Here is a 17,342-nt window from a genome sequence, read left to right as displayed (position 1 = left end):
GGCGTGCCTGCCGCCGGCGTGGTCCGCATGAAGGCAAGGCTGCCTTCGGCCGCGCTTGGCGCTACGCTGGCGGCTTCCGTGGCGGGCCGCGGCGCGGCCTCCACCCCCGAACTCCTGCCTGGCGGACGCGGATCGCGACGCCGGGCGTGCTCCATCCTGGATCCTGCATGACTGCATTCGACCGCGATTCCATCCGCGTTTTCCGCTTCGTCCGCTGCGGTTTCGACCCGGCGACCGGCGTGGCCGAGCTGGCCTACGCGTTCGACGAAGGCCCGGGGCTGGTGGAGACCGTCACCATCCCCGGCGCCCCGTTCGCGCTGGACGCCACCCGCGCCGCGGCGGTGGAACAGGCCCTGCGCCTGCTGCACCTGGTTGCCGGCGTCAGCTACTACAAGGCAGCGGTGCCGGAGCAGATCCGGATCGACGGCTATGCCATCGACGAGGCCACCGCGGCGCTGATGGAACAGGTCTACCTCAACGGCCTGGGCGAGTTCGCCTACCGCAACGGCCTGGACCTGCGCGGGCGCATCCGCTTCCCGCGCGACGGCGCCGCAACCGGGCAGGCACCGGCTGCCGGGCTGCCGGAACGCGCGCTGGTGGCCATCGGCGGTGGCAAGGACTCGCTGGTCAGCATCGAGGCGCTGCGCGCGGCCGGGGTGGAGCAGACCGTGGCCTGGATCGGCGGCTCGCAGCTGATCCGTACCTGCGCCGAGCGCACCGGCCTGCCGGTCCTCAACATCGGCCGCGCGCTGGCGCCGGCGCTGTTCGAGATCAACCGCCAGGGCGCGTACAACGGCCATATCCCCGTGACCGCGGTGAACTCGGCGATCCTGGTGCTGGCCGCGCTGCTGACCGGCCACGGCCAGGTGGTGTTCTCCAACGAGCGCTCGGCCAGCTACGGCAGCCTGATCCCCGGCACCGGCGAGGTGAACCACCAGTGGTCCAAGGGCTGGGCCTTCGAGCAGGCCTTCGGCGAACACGTCGAGCGCGTGGTCGCGGCCGACCTGCACTACTACTCGCTGCTGCGGCCGCTGTCGGAGCTGGCGGTGGCGCGGCAGTTCGCGCGCAGCGACCGCTACGACGCGCACTTCTCCAGCTGCAACCGCAACTTCCACATCCTCGGCGAAAAGCCGGCGCAGCGCTGGTGCGGGCTGTGCCCGAAGTGCCACTTCGTGTTCCTGGCGCTGGCACCGTTCATGCCCAAGCCGCGGCTGGTGAAGATCTTCGGCCGCAACCTGCTGGACGACCCGGCCCAGGCCGCCGGCTACGACGCGCTGCTGGAGTTCCAGGACCACAAGCCGTTCGAGTGCGTGGGCGAGAGCAGGGAATCGCGAGCGGCGATGGAGCAGCTGGCCGGCCGCGCCGAATGGCGCGAGGACGCGCTGGTGGCGCGCTACGCGCGCGAGATCCGGCCACAGCTGGATCCGGCGGAACTGGCGATCGAACCGCTGCTGCAGGCCGGTGGCGAGCACCGCGTGCCGGCCGCGCTGTGGGAGCGGGTGAGTGCGCATTTCGCAGCTTGAGGGACGGCGCGTCGCGCTGTGGGGCTGGGGGCGCGAGGGCCGCGCCGCCTGGAAGGCGATCCGCTCGCGGCTGCCGCAGTTGCCGCTGGCGCTGTTCTGCAACGAGGTCGAGGCGGCGGATGTCGCCGGCCTGGGCGATCCGCTGCTGCAGCCGCGCACCCGGGTCGATGCCGATGCGCTGGCCGCGTTCGACATCGTGGTGAAGTCGCCGGGCATCAGCCCGTACAAGCCCGAGGCACTGGCCGCGGCCGCGCGCGGCACGCGCTTCATCGGCGGGACCACGCTGTGGTTCGGCGAGCATGCCGATGCGCGCACAGTGTGCGTGACCGGCACCAAGGGCAAGAGCACCACGACCTCGCTGCTGGCCCACCTGCTGCGCGCCGGCGGCCACCGCACCGCGCTGGCCGGCAACATCGGCCTGCCGCTGCTGGAAGTGCTGGATCCGCAACCGGCGCCGGAGTTCTGGGCGATCGAGCTTTCCAGCTACCAGACCGGCGATGTCGCCCGTAGTGGTGCGCATCCGGAGGTGGCGGTGGTGCTGAACCTGTTTCCCGAGCACCTGGACTGGCACGGCAGCGAAGACCGCTACGTCGAGGACAAGCTGCGGCTGGTCCCCGAAGCGCGTCCGCGCACCGCGGTGCTCAACGCCGCCGATCCGCGCCTGGCCCAGCTTGAGCTGCCGCACAGCCGCATCACCTGGTTCAACCGCGAGGACGGCTGGCCCCTGCGCGACGACGCGCTGTACCGCGGCGACGCCTTCGTGTTCGACCCCGCGGCCGCGCCGCTGCCCGGACGCCACAACCGCGGCAACCTGTGCGCTGTGCTGGCCGCGATCGAGGCGCTGGGCGTGGACGCCGCGCCGCTGGCGCCGGCGGCGATGGATTTCCGCCCGCTGCCGCACCGCCTGCAGTGGCTGGGCGAGCGCGACGGCATCGGCTACGTCAACGATTCGATCAGCACCACCCCGCACGCCAGCCTGGCGGCGCTGGACTGCCATCGCGGATCGCCGGTGGCGATCCTGCTCGGCGGCCACGACCGTGGCCTGGACTGGCACGGCTTCGCCGACCACCTGCGGGCGCAGCCGCCGAAGGCGGTGGTGACCATGGGCGCCAACGGTCCGCGCATCCATGCATTGCTGGAGGCGGAGGCGGCCGAGGGCCTGTTCGCGCTGGAGGCGGCCGACGACCTGGCCGATGCGGTGGCACGCGCGCAGCGGCTGCTGGGCGGCCGCGGCGTGGTGCTGCTGTCGCCGGGCGCGCCGAGCTTCGGCGCCTACCGCGACTACACCGAGCGCGGCCGCCACTTCGCCGCGCTGGCCGGCTTCGACCCGGACGGCATCAGCGCCATCCCGGGTCTCGGCGTCGCCTGAGCGGCCCCGGCGGGGCGGCATCTCCAGGTGCAAAAGACACGGACCGCACTGCGGCCCGTGCAGGAACGAGGGGCCGCGATGCGGCCCATCGTGTCAGTGCGTGCGGTCGACCGCGTAGCGGGCCAGGCCGCGCAGCGCGTCCAGCGCCTCGCTCTCCGGCAGTCCAGCCAGCGCGGCCTCGGCGGCGTCGGCGTATTCCATCGCCCGCCTGCGGCTGTACTCCAGTCCGCCGGTGGCGTGGATCGCGGCCAGGACCTCGTCCATGGCCGAGGTATCGCCTTCCTGCACGATCTGGCGCAGGCGCTCGCGGGTGGCCTCGTCCGAACGGGTCAGGGCGTGGATCAGCGGCAGGGTGGCCTTGCCCTCGGCCAGGTCGTCGCCCAGGTTCTTGCCCATGGTCGCCGCGTCGGCCGTGTAGTCCAGCACGTCGTCGGCGATCTGGAAGGCGTAGCCCAGGGCCATGCCGTAGTCGTACAGCGCCTGCTGGGTGGCGGCGTCGGCGTTGGAGGCCAATGCGCCCAGGCGGGTGCCGGCGGCGAACAGGACCGCGGTCTTGCGCTCGATCACGCGCAGGTAGGCGGCCTCGTCGGTATCCGGATTGCGCACGTGCAGCAGCTGCAGCACCTCGCCCTCGGCGATGCGGTTGGTGGTGTCGGCCAGCACCTGCATCACTTCCATCCGGTCCAGCTCGACCATCAGCTGGAAGCTGCGCGAGTACAGGAAGTCGCCGACCAGCACGCTGGCGGCGTTGCCCCAGATCGCATTGGCCGTGCTGCGGCCGCGGCGCAGGTCGGATTCGTCGACCACGTCGTCGTGCAGCAGGGTGGACGTGTGGATGAACTCGATGATCGCCGCCAGCTGGTGGTGGTCGGCGGTGGTGCCGAACGTGCCCGCGGTGGCCTGGCCGGCCAGGACCACCAGCATCGGGCGCAGCCTCTTGCCGCCGGCCGAGACGATGTGCTCGGCGATCTGGTTGATGAGGATGACGTCCGAGGCCAGGCGGGTGCGGATCAGGGTGTCCACCGCGGCCATGTCGGCGGCCGCCAGGGCCTGGATCCGCGGCAGCGAGGCGCGCGGGGGTGTAAGGGTGTCGTCAGCCATGTTGCCGCCCGTCGAAGTGCGGGAATTATAGGCTTGGTGTGTGAAAAGCCCTACCCCGGGGGAGGCGTCCCCTGATCCGCCCACGGGGAGGCGGGCGATGGCACGGGAGCGCCGGGTATAATCGAATGCGATATGCCCGGGACGTTCCGGGCGCGAGATGGAACCAACACTATGGCGCGCGGCATCAACAAGGTGATCCTGGTCGGCAACCTCGGCGACGATCCCGAAACCAAGTACACCCAGTCCGGCATGGCCGTGACCACCATCCGCCTGGCCACCACCAGCGTGCGCAAGGACCGCGACGGCAACCAGCAGGAACGCACCGAGTGGCACCGGGTGAAGTTCTTCGGCAAGCTCGGCGAGATCGCCGGCGAGTACCTGCGCAAGGGTTCGCAGTGCTACGTCGAAGGCTCGATCCGCTACGACAAGTTCACCGGCCAGGATGGCCAGGAGCGCTACATCACCGAGATCGTCGCCGACGAGATGCAGATGCTCGGTGGCCGCGGTGGCAGTGGCGGCGGCGAGGGTGGTTACGACCGCGGCGGCGACCGTCCGCAGCGCAGCGCCCCGCCGCGCCGCGAATACGGCGGTGGCCAGCGCAGCGCCCCGGCGCCGGCTCCCGCGGCCCCGGCCGCGGGCGGTTTCGACGACGGCTTTGCCGACGACGACATCCCGTTCTAGCGAACACTTAAATCAAGAGTGTTGATAAAGACGTTGGAGAAGCCTCGTTTTACGGGGCTTTCTCTATTTCAACCACCTCTTGCCAGACGGAGAGAGGTGGATATAGTCGTGCACATGTAGGAACAGCATAGAAAGGGGCGCCATGCTGTCAGTCCATGTGCTTGCTGGGGGAGAACGCGTCCCGATGCTTCACGATGAGCAGGGCGTCCCGCTCTTCTATCCGACCCTGTTCGCAACCTCGCAGCTCCGGAATGCAGGGGCAGCCGTCAACACGATCCGGAACAAGCTTGCCGATCTCGTCGTGCTCCATCGCTGGGAACAGGCCAATAGTCGGGACTTGATCGCAGAGTTCCGCACTGGACGCTTCCTCACGCTGGCAGATGTTGTCTCGTTGCGAGACTTTGCCAAGCTCGATATGCGGAAACTGAAGCCCATTGGACCCGGCTCAAAGAAGCGAGGTGGCGCGGTTGTGGATTTCCTTGAGGCGAGAGTTGCTTCAATCCCCGCGCAAACCACTATCGTCGGGCAACAACACTTCAATCGCATCAGCACGTTCGCCGATTACTTGGAGTTCACCGCGTCAGTCCTCACGCAGCATCAGAACTCGACCCGGATTGCACAGGATATTGCGAGGATGGCCAAGGCCATCCGTAAGCATCGGCCTCGAGGATTGGCCAAGCAGAAGGACGAAGACCCCGATCTGCGTTCGCCCCCTTCCGATCTGGTCGAGCGATTCATGGAAGTAGGTGCCGAGGGTGACCCTCGCAACCCATTCCTGAATCCGGAAGTTCAACTCCGAAACAGCATCATCTTCGGGTTGCTGAGGCACACCGGGATGCGTCGAGGGGAACTGCTGAGCCTGCGACTAGAACAGATCGATTTAGGACATGAGCCGTACGTCTGGGTTCGGCGTAACCAGGACGATAAGCATGACCCGCGACCCTATCAGCCTGTAACCAAGACTCGGGAGCGTCCACTACCGATTCCTGAAGCGCTCGCTAACCAGATCGATCGCTACATGCTGAAGGTGCGCCCCACCATTGCTCCAGCCAGGAAGCATCCATACCTGCTGGTCTCACATCGTAAGGGTAGTACGTGGGGTAAGCCGCTCTCCGCTTCCGCCCTCAGTAGTCAGATCTTTCCCCGAATGCGCGAGGTGGATTCCGCCTTTAAGGCCATCCATCCGCACGCCCTTCGGCACCACTTCAACTACGAACTTTCCGTCAGCATTGACAAACACAATGCTCGGGTCAGGTCGGAAAATGGCTCCGGCGTGGCGCCGATTAGTGAGGGCCGGGAGCAAGACGTTCGGGCATTCCTGAACGGTCACCGCAACAAGGCATCAGGAGCGGTGTATAACAAGCGTCACGTTCGCGAAGCCAGCGACAGGGCTGCTCGACAGATCCAGGAAGGATCAAAACGTATAGAGACTTTCAAGGATGACCATGATTAGCCGCGTTAGCCCTCAGAAAATCAATTCCAAAAGTGCATCGTCTCCTCTCGCAGTCTCTAAGGACGGTTATACGTTCGATCCGTCCGATGAATATTGGCAGTTAAACAAGGACGTGACGATATCACTGGTTCTTCCGAGAGCCATTGATCCGGTTTCTGAAGCTGGATTCCGCGCCACACTCCTGCGGTATGCGGAGGAGGCATCCGCTCGTCACACGCGAAATATGGAGACGCGCTTCAAGCGATACTTGCGGGACACTAAGGCGTCGCAGGTAACCGTCACTGACCTCATCAATTGGCGGGCGAGCCTTGGGGTTGACGAGCAATGGCAGCTGGGAGGACTGAAAGGATTCTTGCTTGCCTGGAACGACTACGGGTTCGACGGCATCACCGAGGAAGTCGTGGATCTGCTTCAAGGCTGGCGTATAGCGGGAAATCAGAAAGGAGTTGCCGTCGCCAGTGGTTGCCCCGAGAGCGGCCCCTACACCGACTTGGAGATGGCGGCGCTCTTGGATTGGGCAAACGTCGCGGTGGTGCGCCAGGACATCGCGTTTGAGGACTACACCTACCTGCTCACTTTGGCGATGACTGCGCGACGTCCCGTCCAGATTGCAGCGCTACGTGGCCGGGATTTGATCAGGGAGGCTGGCAACGGTGCCCCGATGTTCAGGCTCAACATTCCGCGAGCCAAGCAGCGCGGCGTCGGCTTTCGTGGGGGATTTCGCTCTCTTGCCATTCTTGAAGACCTGTATCTAGTGCTGAGGCAACAGCACCGCAGGTCGGTTGCCGAAGTTGCTGAGGCCATAGGGCGAAAGCTCGATTCTGCATTGGTGGATGAAGTGCCGATATTCATCAACCGAAAGCACCTCGAGAGTGTTGGGGATGTGGACGAGCTTACGGACCTTTTGATTGGGCGAGCCCCCGATCAGTTGCATGTAAAGATCGCTTCGTTAGATTCAGCGCTTCAGCGTTGCGCAACAGCGTCGACTGCGCGATCGGAACGTACTGGCGAGTTCATTCGGTTGTCGGCAATACGATTTCGACACACACGTGGTACCAAGCTTCGCCGCGAAGGATTCGGGGCATTCGTGATCGCTGAACTGCTGGATCATTCTGACATCCAGAATGTGCGTGTATACACCGAGAACACCGCGCAGGAGGCGGTGATCATCAACGAGCTGGTGGGGCCCCAGCTCGCGCCATTCGCGCAAGCGTGTCTTGGCACGCTTGTCCGATCGGAGCGTGAGGCAATCCGAGGAGAAGACCCAAGAAGTCGAGTTCCGAACGATCGTCAGAACGCAGTAGGAACCTGCGGGAACTATGGGTTCTGCGCCAGTGGCTACCGTGCCTGCTACACCTGTTTTCACTTCCAGCCGTGGGTCGACGGGCCCCACGAGGAGGTGTTGGAGGATCTCTACGCGGAGAAGGGTCGCGTTCGGGAGGCCGGTTGTCCGGATGCCATTGTGACCGCCAATGATCAGTTGATCCTTGCCGTGGAGCATTGTGTGCTGATGTGCAAGGAGGCTAAATCTCACGCGCTGAAGACCAGCGTTCTGGAGGCTGGCACTCATGGGTGATGTCGTTCAGTTTGTGCCCCGCGCGGAGCTTGATGCTAGAGAGAATCTCGAGGAGTTTATCCGTCTGGCGCGAGAGGACTTGACTGCCTTTGGTGACGGTGGCGCTTGGGACGCCAACAAGTGGCAGCAAGGCGAGACTGTTGTTGTGTTCGCGACGAAGACAGCATCGCTGAATTCGTACGCATTCACGCCATTGGCCGAACCTTACATGCAGTTCGCCAAAGCGTATATTCGATACAGGTTTAGCCACAAGCCAGTCAAGAGCCTGGCGATGATGCTACAGGCACTTCGGTGCGTGGAAGTGGCGTTGCTGTCGTCCTGCGGTCGAGCTGACGTTGCTCTGCTGAATGGCGCGGTGATGGACGTCTGTGCCGTAAAGTGCAGAGAGTTATATAGCAGCGGAGAAGTGCACCATAAGACGGGTCTGCAGCTGCAGTCCATGTTCGATTTCTTGCGAGAAAAGAACTTGGTCCCATCGTTGCCCGTATGGAGATCGCCTTTTAAGAAGCCAACCATACTCACGGAAGATCTTGGCGAGGCGGGGGAGAAACACCGGAAATCGAGAATGCCCTCGAATGAGGAGATGCTCGTCGTTGCTGACTCGTTCGCGCTGGCCGACGATCTTGAGAGTCGGTTCTACTCGTCGATCTTCATTCTGCTCATGGTGGCCCCTGGGAGGATTTCCGAGGTCCTTAAGCTTCCTGTCGGCTGTATTCAGTGGGAGGAGGATCAAGCTGGTTCGCAGCAAATGTTCCTACGGTGGGACGCAGCAAAGGGTAAGGGTGCGACGAAGAAGTGGGTCGTGCCTGCCATGCACGACGTCGTGAAAGAAGCGGTCCGACGTCTCGTCGAGATTGGCGCTCCTGCGCGTGAGGCCGCACATGCCGCCCTGAGAGAGGCAGAAGGATCGCTAGCGGCGTCAGAGGCTATCAAGAGATATGGCGGGCTCCATTGGCCATTCCTGGATAAGAAGGAGTCGCTCAACACTTGCGAGGCTCTTTGCCTGCATCGAGAGAATGAATTCAATCGCGATAGGTCCGTTCGAGCTGACTCATGGAGGTTGCCCAGCGCGAACGAGGTGAATGCTCGTCTCGGTGCTCGGTCTAGCGCCTCCATTTTTGATCGGATGGGTTTGTACGCATCGGATGGGAGCCGGATCAAGCTTACGTCGCATCAGCTGCGGCACTGGCTCAGCACACTGTCAGAGCGTGCTGGAATGGACGACTACACTCTGGCGCAGTGGGCAGGGCGTGCGAAGGTTTCCGACAACCGGCACTATGATCATCGTTCGCCTGAGGAGCGGCTGGAAGGGGCGAGAGAGCTGCTTACTGTCCGCCCTGCATCCGTGCTTGAGCGAATCAAGCAACGTCAACCCGTGACGTATCAAGAGCTGGGTGTCGATCGGCTAGGAACCGCGAAGACGACACTGTACGGCATGTGCGTGCATGACTACGCCATGGCGCCATGCCAGAAGCAACGTGAATGCATGACGTGTAAGGAACACGTTTGCATCAAAGGCGACCACATCACGCTGGATCGCATCCGCCTGCTTGAGGCCCAGACTGAAGCATTGCTCGTCAGGGCGCAGCAGGCGCATGAGGACGGAGATTTTGGTGCCGAGCGCTGGATAGACAACCACAAATGGAAGCTGGCCCACGTCAAAGCGATGCGGATGTCATTGGAGCATCCAGACGTCCCGGAGGGCTCGGTTCTCAGAATTCCGGATGGGCACGATCCATCACCGGTTCGACGTGCCCTCATCGACCTTGGCGTGGTTGAAGTAGCGTCCGTAGAGGCACTCAATCCGAAGACGATTCCCTTGGCTCTGACTTGAATCGCCATGCCAAAGCAAATAGTCACTAAGACCACATTACCGAAGGTCATGCGGGAGTTGGATCGCTGGGAAGGGAAGCTCACTTGGCCACTGTTTTGTGAGCGTGTCGCCAAGGTGCTGGGCGTGTCCTCGATCTCAAAGCACACCATGTACCTTTACCCTGCAATCAAAGAACGGTTCCAGCAGCGGCAACAAGATCTGCGCGAAACGCGAGAGTCTCTGCCGAGGAACTACACGCTGGATGCCGCCACCCGCCGCATTGTTGAACTTGAGGCACAAGTTAAGCGACTGGAAGAGACGAACGGTCTTCTGTTGGATCAGTTCAGGCGTTGGCAGTACAACGCCTATGCGAACAACGTGCGCATGGATCTGCTTGCATTGGATAAGCCATTGCCAGAGGTGAATCGCTCTGGCCGCCGTCAAGAACCAACGAAAAAAAAGTAGGTGTGGCGATGGCGGGGGCTCGCTCAACTGCAGCGAGTTCCGGATCGAAGTATGGCGGTTGCATATGCTCCCCCAGGCACGAGAACCGTGACTATCCCGATCATTCTCGGCGCCGCCTGGTCCTGGGAACTCCAGTTCTGGTTGCCTGGCGGGGGTGGCGCCTTGGCAATGCATCCGCGGCCTTCTGAAAGTCCGATATGAAGGAAGTGAGATCTATGCCGATTGCTCTGCAGATCTCTAGGAGCTCCGACGTCCCCCCGCCTTCAGTAGCGGTCGGCTTTAGAGTCCGGGGTTAGGGTATCCGAGCGCGGCAGGAGATTGCTTCAGCGCACCCTTAACAAGTCACTCCATTTCGTGGTGTACGAGGGCGATAAATGCTCCTGCCGCATGTGCCACTGGGCCTGGGTGCGCCCGTGGGCCGATGCGAATCCCATCGTGCCTCGGCCGAAGCGCCGATTGGCCTGGTCGAGCACGGCCATGAGCTTCTCCGACCGCGGGTCCACGCCCGCGAACAGGTCGGCCTGGTGGGTGTCCCCGTGGGTCAGGTCCAGCAGGCCGACGCCCGCCTTTTTGTAGGCGTAGCCCTTCCGATACATCGAGCGCACCAGGGCCTGGGCCACCGCCAAGACCTCGCGCGTATCGCTGGACGGGGTGATGAGCGGGATGGCGCGGCTGGGGTGGTATTGCTTGGCGCCAGGCTTGAATGCGTTTGTGTTGAGCCACACCCATACGCCCGACGCCTGGAGCGATCGGGCCCGCAGCTTCTCGCACGCGCGGATGGCGAAGGTGGCCACCGCCTGGCTCACGTCGTCGAAGTCCACGACCTCGCGACCGAAGGAGCGGGACACCACGACCTGCTGCCGGTCCGGCTCGGTTTCTTCCAGCTGCGCGCAGGCGATGCCCTGCAGCTCGCGCTGCGTGCGCGCCAGCACCACGCCATAGCGAGCCCTGAGGGTGTCGGGGTCGGCCTGGGCCAGGTCCCCCGCCGTGAAGATGCCTTCGGCGCCTAGCCGGGCCGCCCACTTCCGGCCCACACCCCAGACATCCTCCACCGGAAACTCGGTCAGCTGCACCGCACTGCTGACTTCCTCCACGCCCGCCACCGTCGACTTCGCCCGCTTGTTGCCAAGCTTCGCCAGGGTCTTGGTCGATCCGATGCCCACGCAACACGGGATCCCCGTCCACTGCCGAATGCGAGCGCGGGCTTCGGTGGCGACCCGCGTCCGCTCGTGTGCGGGAATGCTGTCGAACGACACGAACGACTCGTCGATGGAGTAGACCTCCACGGCGGGGAACAGGTCTCGAAGGATCGACACCACCCGGCCCGACAGGTCGCCATACAGCGCGAAGTTGGCCGAGCGGACCTTCAGCTGCCGGCGGATGGGGGAGGGCACCTCATGGATGGGCTGGCCCATCTTCACGCCCAAGGCCTTCGCCTCATTGCTTCGGGCAATGGCGCACCCGTCGTTGTTTGACAGCACGACCACGGGCTGGCCGCGCAAGGTCGGGTCGAACACCCGCTCGCACGAGGCATAGAAGTTGTTGCCATCGACCAAGCCTAGCAAGTCAGAGATCCTCGGCGTCGATGTGGTGCCAAGTAGCTATCTCTTCCCCCATCGTGTCCCAAGCTTGCTGGAGGGGCAGCGTATCGCCGACAAAGAACGGCTTATCAAGATGAGCGAACTGATCGAACTGGGGAGTAGGCAGGACGCTTCCGACTCCGCTGTAGCAGAACCACTCTCCGACCAATTCGGCGATCTGGACTAGTTCTTTGAGCGTGTTCTTTGCGTCCGTGAGATTCCATCTCTCCAGCATGCGACCGCTCCGGCTGAACTCGGTAGCAGCGTGTGCGATCTCCACGTTGACGTGATCGACGATCCGATCAAGGGCGGTCAGGCGGGCCTCTAGCTTGTCAAACACCTCTTCGCGAATCAGATCATCCGGCCGGCTGGTTCCGGGGGTAGTGCCACTTAGCCAGTCAAAGAGCTGATGGCGACGGATTGAAGGCTCGGGCGCTGCGTCTCGAGCGAAGGCGATGGGCTGCCCGGGCGCGTGGCCTAGCATGAATCTCAACTCTTCGGCCTCTAGCACCGCATAGTTGTAGTCCACACCTGCAATGCTCTCGACGAAGACGCGACGACTGACTTTGGATCGAACGGACCGGACGTCGGCCACCAATCCGGCGATCGAACACACTCCGCGAGCGCCATGAATCGTTTCGCGGTCTACAAGCCGCCGAACTCCTTGCATCATGTTGACCCAGAAGCCGGAGACGAGCATTTCCAACAGCATGCTGTTGAGTTGCTTTTCGCCGTCGACTGTCGAGGCTCGGCGAACGATTTCCACCAGGCTGGTGAATGCCGTCAGATCCCATGCGAGCTTTGACAGCGACTTGGAGATTCCGTTGTCGTCTTCGTCAAAGAGGTGCTTCCACTTCGCGATGCGATCATCCATGAGTTGTGTCCTGAGGTAGTGATAGGCGTGTAGCCAAGGCATAAGTAGGAGTGGGATCGGGCGCAAACAGTTTGATGCGCACCGCCCAAGCCTGGCTCCGGTCTTCGGATTCCAGCGGCGCATGATGGAGCAGATGAAGGGCTTGCCCGGCGGAGGGCAGGGTGTCCGTCAGCATCGTGCCAATCCAGTTCAGCGCGTCGGAGCGCTGGCCCAGGATGATGGGCACCAGAGGGCTTTGCTCGAGCGGGAAGAGGCCGTCAACCGCCACGTGATAGCTGTGCGCGATCTTGGCCAGCATTTTGACGAATGCCCACAAGTCCATCTGATCCTCGAAGCGCATGCCTTGGGCCTGGTATTCGCGCACGAGCTCGCCTTGGCCGACACCGAAATGAAGCGTGTCCAGCGCCATGACTTCCAGTTTGCTCACGGTAGGATCCATCTCACGCCGTGGATCGAGGAAGGCGGGCAGGACGAAGACCGGCAAGTGCATCACCTTGACGCCCTCGTTCCACGGCACGTCGTGGTCGAACGTGGACTCGTCGGCCTGGATGAATGTTTGCGTGATCGTGTCTGCAGCTTGGCGCTTGTGGCTCTTGCGACCCTTGATTCCCATGGCCTGGCGGCCGCGGTCGAGAAACCCACGCAGCACGCGCATCTCGAATTGCGAGGTCAGGCGGGCGCAATCGTCGCAGCTGGCTTGCGGCAGCACCAACGTGCCGCCCAAGCCCTTTGGAACGACGTGCTCATCGGTCAGGCGGCCCCCGGTGGCCCCGCAGTAGATGCACGCGCCCGCGGGCGCGGTGCGCACCGTGTGGGGTGCCTTGATTGCCTTGCCGTCCATCATCGCCTCCGCTGCCGGGACGGACAGGGTAGGCCCGTCGCTCTCACCGGCCGAGACTGCCGGCCTGGCAAGGACTTACAGACCCCGGTGGCGAAGTCCTACCCCCGCCGGGGCAAAGCCCGATGGCCACGCCTTCGCGCGTCGGGGACACTGGCCCCGCGGTTCAGGCCAATGCTCACCCAGGTGGGCCGGGAGCAGTCCCCTCCTCCGAGCGCCGATAAGCCTTCAACGCCCCTTCGGGGGCGTTGTCGTCAGCGCTTCCGGCGGAACTGCTTGCGAAACGACCAGGTCACCACGCCCCACACCTCGACCTCTTCCTCCGGGCCTACCCGGATGGGGGCGTGCTGCGGGCTTCCCGAACGCAGCTCCAGGCCCTGGGCAGTTGGCCACCACTGCTTGACGGTGTAGCCGCCGTCCCACAACACCATGACCACGTCGCCATGCCGAGGCGTGAGCGAGCGGTCCACCACCAGCGTGTCGCCGGGGAAGATGCCGAACTCCACCATCGATGTGCCCGTGTCGGCTTCGACGAAGAACGTGGCCGCGGGGTTGGCGATCACCAGCTCGTTCAGGTCCAGATCGTCGCCCTGGCCGTAGAAATCCTCAGCCGGGGAGGGGAAGCCGCAGGTGGCGCGGAAGGGCATCACCGGCCGGGGCATCCGCGATGGGTCAGGCACGCACGCGCCCAACAGCCCAGGTGGGTCAGGCAGGCGGCGGGGCAGGCGGTAGACGGCAGCAACTTCAGACATAAAGATCAGGATCAGGGGGACGGTCCCCGCTCAAGGCGGGGCAACAGGGTAGGAGTCCCGGCTCGGGAAGGCCATTAGCATTTCGCTGAACAGGGCGTCCTAGCGATCCCCACGGCCTCGCCCAGCCACGGCGGCAATGACTTGGCGGCACCCGTCCGGGTCCAGCCGGCCGATGTGGGCTTGGGGTTCGGGCACGCCCAGCTCGACGGCCAGCCAACGATACACGGACGAGCGCGATTCCTGCCCCCCTTGCCACAGCGGGTCCAGGGCCTGGTGTGCCAGGTGGCGCCAGTGCCGGGTGTCGGCGTCGGCCAGGGTGCCCAATGGGGTGGTGGTGCCGCGGTAGCAGCGGATGTAGGCGTCGCAAGGCGCGCACTTCCACGCCGGGCCCCAGTCCGCGGGGTAGGGATAGCCCGCCTCCTGCCAGCGCAGCAGTTGGGCCGGCCGCTGGCAGTAGGGGCACGCCACGCTCAGGGGCGCTGAATCACCCGATCCGACCATTCGTCGGGCACCGCATAGCCCGCGTCGTCGCAGTCGGCCGTGAGCTCCAACAGTTCCTCGCGCAGCGCTTCTTCGTCCTCGGGCGAGGCCTGGGCCAGCAAGGCCCTTTCCTGCTCGGAGAACCACTCCCAGAACTGGCCGTAGGTCTTGCCATACCAGTGCTCGTGTCGCGTGCCCAGCTGGAATGCGCGCAGCGCTGACTTGAGGGCGTCGTCCATCGGCCTACTATAGACCCGAGATCCCCGCCCCTGGAGGACCCTCATGGTCACGCTCGCGGCGCTCACGGCCCAGCTCGACGAGCTGGAAGCCAGCCTGCCCCAGCTCATCGCGGACTAGCCCGACCACGGGGAGTTCTGGATGGCGTTCGCCGGGGTGGCTGACGTCATCGAAGACCAGGCGGGCGAGCACGGCCAAGCCGTGGGGAAACGACTGGCGGCCATGCTGGCTCAGCACGGGCGCTACATGTCATACATGGAGCTCGGCTGCGAGGAGGATTGAATGTGCTACTCCGCCCAGGTCTTCGCCGGCTTCCGCAAGTTCCAGCGGCAGACCGGCTCAAAGATGGCCATCCGGGACTACGTGAAGCTGTTCTGGCGGGATCTGGGCAAGGATCCGCATGCCAAGCGCCCGAAGGTCCCGCGAGCCATGGAAATCGACCTCCTACAGTCCGGGCCCGACGAGGTGGCCAAGTTCATCCGGGCCTGGGATGCGGACGAGATGACGAATCTGTCCCAAGAGCTGTTCAAGCAGAAAAAACGGGTGGCCGACGGGCAGCGCAAGCTGCTGGAAAAACTCACCAAGAAGGCCCAGGACGACGTGCGCATTGGCACGGACAAGATGGCCCGGATCCAGGCCCGCATCGACACGCTCAAGCGCACCGAGCCCAAGTCCAGCGACTCGCGGATCTTCCCCGGCTACTTCGTACCCGTCATGGTCATGGAAGACGGGGAGCGGGTGGTGAAGCCGATGCGCTACCAGTGTCGGCCCGCTGGAAAGCCCGCGTTCTACGACACCAAGTTCCCGGGCACCTACAACGCCCGGCGGGACAATCTCGAAGGCTTCTGGAAGGATCTCTTCGGCCAGCAGCACGCCCTGATGGTGGCCGACGTGTTCTACGAGAACGTGGAGGTCGACGGCAAGAACCAGGTGCTGGCCTTCACCCCGCGCGACCACGAGCCCATGCTCATCGCCTGCCTGTGGTCGAAGTGGACGGATCCCAAGGGCGAGCTGCCCGACCTGCTGTCGTTCGCCGCTATCACCGACGAACCCGAGCCCGAGGTGGCCGCGGCAGGCCATGATCGGACCATCATCAACATCCGACCCGAGCACGTCGACGCCTGGCTCAAGCCTGGCAAGGACCTAGCGGCAATGCAGGCCATCTTCGACGACAAGCGGCACCCGTATTACGAGCACCGGGAGGCGGCATAATGGTCCGCCTAGTGCGGCTCCCGACTCGACGCTTGGCACATGAAGAATATCGAGAAGCTCAGCCTGTCAGAGATTGAATCGCTTTTGCTCGCGGCGGAGAAGCGGAAAGCACTCTTATCACGCCGAAGGCCGCTTTCTGTAGTCCGGAGTGAGCTCGTTGCGCTGGCCGACTCCTACGGCTATGCGATTTCTGAGATCTTTGACGTCTCGCAAGCGCCTCCTGTGGTTGCGAAGGGAGCTCGGACGCAGAAGCAAGGGAAGGTTCCCCCAAAATACCGGGATCCAGAGAATAGGCGGAATACTTGGTCGGGCCGCGGATTGATGCCGCGCTGGCTTGCCAACAAGGTACGGCGCGGCGCGCGGGTTGCGGACTACCTCATACCCGGGCTCGCGCGGCCCACTGTGAAGAATGCTAGATCGATCGGCCGGCGAACCGTCTACAAGGCAAAGACGGATTCCGATTGATGTATGGCCGATTTCGTCGCAGCAAGGACGTGCGACGATCAGGGGCCGCTATGGGGCGTGGGGAAGGGCGGCTTCCGACCCAAAGCGGACGTCTCGTTGGAACATCGCGCACCACTTCGTCCCACGGATCACTCAGGCAGCCAAGCCCGACCGCATGACCTCGTAGAGCGCAGTCCGGGTATTGTTGTCTGCCATCGAAGGGCTAGCAGCCCATGCAACGGCAAGAGCCTCCAGGAAGAGACTGAGCCGGGGCATCCCGGCGGCTCCCGGCGAGGTCAGTGTCCCCGCGCATGAAATCGAACCGCTGCAGCAGGCGCACCAGTTCCTGGACACGCACTGTCGTCGAGGCTGCGCGATCACCAGCCGTGCCAGTGCGGCAGCGGAAACAAGTACAAGCGGTGCCATGGCCGACAACTGGAACGCGCCTTTTCCCTGTAGCCCTCTCGACGCATTCAGCGGAATTGTATAACCCCATCATCCGCAGGTACACTGCGCGGCCATGACCCGCCTGCATCCCCGCTTCTTGTTGCCGCTCCTGCGCGTCGTCGTGCTGGGTGTGCTTGCGTTGGGGCTGGCGTTCCAACCGGTGATGACAGCCGCCGGCGAGATGCATGAGCTCGCGCACGATCCGTCTGGCGCGCACAGCCACGGCCCGCATGCCAACGATCTGGACCCGGAGTTCGCCGCGGCGGACGCGCACGATCAGGACGGATCGGAGACGTTGCACCTGTTGCTGGATTTCGCCCATTGCTGTGGTTCAGCCGCGGCCGTGTTGCCGGTTCTGGATTCATTTTCCACTCAACCGGTCGCCGGTCGAATGGGGGTCGAAAAAGCGTCGCCCCCGGCCGCCTTGCGTCTGCCGAGCCCATTCAAGCCTCCGATCTTCGGATGACCGCGCCGTCGGCCTGATGCCGACTCCCGTC

The 17,342-nt window shown here is 63.9% G+C and carries 19 protein-coding genes; 12 read left to right on the top strand and 7 right to left on the bottom strand.

The genetic code is table 11. The features are described 5' to 3' along the window. The first annotated feature begins 167 nt into the window (after positions 1-167). Positions 168-1,523 carry a UDP-N-acetyl-alpha-D-muramoyl-L-alanyl-L-glutamate epimerase gene (gene murL / locus CSC68_RS04135; protein WP_162202240.1) on the top strand — a complete coding sequence of 452 codons (1,356 nt, stop codon included), beginning with the start codon at positions 168-170 and terminating at the stop codon, positions 1,521-1,523. Then, positions 1,504-2,892, top strand: coding sequence for a UDP-N-acetylmuramoyl-L-alanine--D-glutamate ligase (gene murD, locus CSC68_RS04130; protein ID WP_162202239.1), 1,389 nt, complete (start codon positions 1,504-1,506; stop codon positions 2,890-2,892). The genes murL and murD overlap by 20 nt, the downstream gene beginning before the upstream one ends. A 93-nt stretch (positions 2,893-2,985) precedes the next feature. Here murD and CSC68_RS04125 read toward each other — a convergent pair whose 3' ends face one another. After that, a complete protein-coding gene (locus tag CSC68_RS04125) occupies positions 2,986-3,993 on the bottom strand; it encodes a polyprenyl synthetase family protein (protein ID WP_162202238.1) in 1,008 nt (335 codons plus the stop codon). A gap of 171 nt (positions 3,994-4,164) precedes the next feature. Between CSC68_RS04125 and ssb the strand changes: the two genes are divergently transcribed. The 5 genes from ssb to CSC68_RS04100 all read left to right on the top strand — a co-directional run bounded on the left by ssb (position 4,165) and on the right by CSC68_RS04100 (position 9,981). Beyond that, complete coding sequence (gene ssb / locus CSC68_RS04120) at positions 4,165-4,674, top strand: single-stranded DNA-binding protein (protein WP_162202237.1); 510 nt, start codon at positions 4,165-4,167, stop codon at positions 4,672-4,674. A 142-nt stretch (positions 4,675-4,816) separates the two neighbouring features. Next, the gene (locus CSC68_RS04115; protein WP_162202236.1) at positions 4,817-6,127 is read left to right on the top strand and encodes a site-specific integrase; all 1,311 of its coding nucleotides are present in this window, start codon (positions 4,817-4,819) and stop codon (positions 6,125-6,127) included. After that, positions 6,114-7,703 (top strand): site-specific integrase, encoded by a 1,590-nt coding sequence (locus tag CSC68_RS04110; RefSeq protein WP_246193439.1) that lies wholly within the window; start codon positions 6,114-6,116, stop codon positions 7,701-7,703. Before CSC68_RS04115 ends, CSC68_RS04110 begins: the two co-directional genes overlap by 14 nt. Further along, positions 7,696-9,537, top strand: coding sequence for a hypothetical protein (locus tag CSC68_RS04105; RefSeq protein WP_162202234.1), 1,842 nt, complete (start codon positions 7,696-7,698; stop codon positions 9,535-9,537). Before CSC68_RS04110 ends, CSC68_RS04105 begins: the two co-directional genes overlap by 8 nt. 48 nt (positions 9,538-9,585) lie before the next feature. Then, the gene (locus tag CSC68_RS04100) at positions 9,586-9,981 is read left to right on the top strand and encodes a hypothetical protein (protein ID WP_246193438.1); all 396 of its coding nucleotides are present in this window, start codon (positions 9,586-9,588) and stop codon (positions 9,979-9,981) included. Between the two features lie 323 nt (positions 9,982-10,304). On the opposite strand, the gene CSC68_RS04095 is transcribed toward CSC68_RS04100, so the two are convergent. From CSC68_RS04095 to CSC68_RS04070, 6 genes are all read right to left on the bottom strand, one after another. Further along, positions 10,305-11,546, bottom strand: a complete 1,242-nt coding sequence (locus CSC68_RS04095; RefSeq protein WP_162202231.1) for a Y-family DNA polymerase — start codon at positions 11,544-11,546, stop codon at positions 10,305-10,307. Position 11,547: 1 nt separating this feature from the next. Continuing rightward, the gene (locus tag CSC68_RS04090) at positions 11,548-12,435 is read right to left on the bottom strand and encodes a hypothetical protein (protein ID WP_162202229.1); all 888 of its coding nucleotides are present in this window, start codon (positions 12,433-12,435) and stop codon (positions 11,548-11,550) included. Continuing rightward, a complete protein-coding gene (locus tag CSC68_RS04085; RefSeq protein WP_162202227.1) occupies positions 12,428-13,276 on the bottom strand; it encodes an HNH endonuclease in 849 nt (282 codons plus the stop codon). The genes CSC68_RS04090 and CSC68_RS04085 overlap by 8 nt, the downstream gene beginning before the upstream one ends. A 251-nt stretch (positions 13,277-13,527) precedes the next feature. Further along, positions 13,528-13,920, bottom strand: a complete 393-nt coding sequence (locus CSC68_RS04080) for a LexA family protein (RefSeq protein ID WP_162202309.1) — start codon at positions 13,918-13,920, stop codon at positions 13,528-13,530. A 204-nt stretch (positions 13,921-14,124) separates the two neighbouring features. Beyond that, positions 14,125-14,526 (bottom strand): zinc-finger-containing protein, encoded by a 402-nt coding sequence (locus CSC68_RS16140; protein ID WP_162202225.1) that lies wholly within the window; start codon positions 14,524-14,526, stop codon positions 14,125-14,127. After that, positions 14,496-14,744, bottom strand: coding sequence for a hypothetical protein (locus CSC68_RS04070; RefSeq protein ID WP_162202224.1), 249 nt, complete (start codon positions 14,742-14,744; stop codon positions 14,496-14,498). The genes CSC68_RS16140 and CSC68_RS04070 overlap by 31 nt, the downstream gene beginning before the upstream one ends. A gap of 139 nt (positions 14,745-14,883) precedes the next feature. Here CSC68_RS04070 and CSC68_RS15900 point away from each other — a divergent pair, with 139 nt between their 5' ends. From CSC68_RS15900 to CSC68_RS04045, 5 genes are all read left to right on the top strand, one after another. After that, on the top strand, positions 14,884-15,024 hold the full coding sequence (locus CSC68_RS15900; RefSeq protein WP_246193437.1) for a hypothetical protein: 141 nt from the start codon (positions 14,884-14,886) through the stop codon (positions 15,022-15,024). Further along, complete coding sequence (locus CSC68_RS04060; RefSeq protein WP_162202223.1) at positions 15,025-15,954, top strand: SOS response-associated peptidase family protein; 930 nt, start codon at positions 15,025-15,027, stop codon at positions 15,952-15,954. It abuts the gene before it with no gap. Positions 15,955-15,993: 39 nt separating this feature from the next. Then, positions 15,994-16,419 carry an H-NS histone family protein gene (locus CSC68_RS04055; RefSeq protein WP_162202222.1) on the top strand — a complete coding sequence of 142 codons (426 nt, stop codon included), beginning with the start codon at positions 15,994-15,996 and terminating at the stop codon, positions 16,417-16,419. 336 nt (positions 16,420-16,755) lie between these two features. Beyond that, positions 16,756-16,857, top strand: coding sequence for an SEC-C metal-binding domain-containing protein (locus tag CSC68_RS16135; protein WP_162202307.1), 102 nt, complete (start codon positions 16,756-16,758; stop codon positions 16,855-16,857). A 61-nt stretch (positions 16,858-16,918) separates the two neighbouring features. Further along, entirely contained in the window at positions 16,919-17,311 is a 393-nt protein-coding gene (locus CSC68_RS04045; protein WP_162202221.1) for a hypothetical protein, read from the top strand. Positions 17,312-17,342 lie beyond the last annotated feature (31 nt).

The sequence above is a fragment of the Pseudoxanthomonas suwonensis genome, from assembly GCF_010093235.1.
GTDB lineage: Bacteria > Pseudomonadota > Gammaproteobacteria > Xanthomonadales > Xanthomonadaceae > Pseudoxanthomonas > Pseudoxanthomonas suwonensis.
Note: the sequence above shows the minus strand (reverse complement) of the source record. Positions and strands in the feature narration are given on the sequence as shown.